This window comes from Vibrio sp. 1078-1 (assembly GCF_033340475.1).
Window position 1 is genome coordinate 1 of record NZ_JAWOWM010000435.1, and the last position, 658, is coordinate 658.

A 658-nucleotide genomic window follows, 5' to 3' on the forward strand; every position below is an offset into this window, starting at 1 on the left:
CTCTTGAACGGACAGAAGAACAGATCGAACTGATCAAGCAAGGCGCTTATCAAGAAGGTTTGTACCAAGGTCAAGAAGCTGGCTTTAAGCAAGGGTACGACAAAGGCAAAGAAGAAGGCTTGCAAGCAGGCCATGCTGAGGGCTTAGAGCTGGGTAAAGCAGAAGGCGTTTCTGCTGGCCAAGAGTTTATTCAACAGCAGGTTGAAGTGTTTATGAATCTCGCCAACCAGTTTGCTCAACCTTTGGAGCTGATGAATGCTCAGGTAGAGAAGCAACTGGTGGACATGGTGCTGTGCTTAGTCAAAGAAGTGGTGCATGTTGAGGTTCAAACCAATCCACAAATTATCCTCGATACGGTTAAGCAGTCGGTAGAAGCGCTGCCGATTTCTGGCCATCCAATCACACTGCATCTCAACCCTGAAGATGTTGCCATCATTCGCTCTGCGTATGGTGAAGAAGATTTAGATTGCCGTAACTGGACACTGGTTTCTGAGCCATCACTTAATCGTGGCGATGTGCAAATCGAAGCAGGCGAATCGAGCATTAACTACCGCATGGAAGAGCGCATCAAGAGTGTGCTGCACAGCTTTTGTGGCGCGAACCGTCACCAAGAGGGTGAGTAATCCATGCAAGTTTTGGCCGATCGCCTCAAAAACTA

The 658-nt window shown here is 48.2% G+C and carries 1 protein-coding gene; it reads left to right on the forward strand.

From position 1 onward, the window contains the following. The coding region (fliH, locus tag R7190_RS28045; protein ID WP_318137946.1) for a flagellar assembly protein FliH at positions 1 to 623 on the forward strand (623 nt) is incomplete at its 5' end. Between the last annotated feature and the right edge of the window lie 35 nt (positions 624 to 658).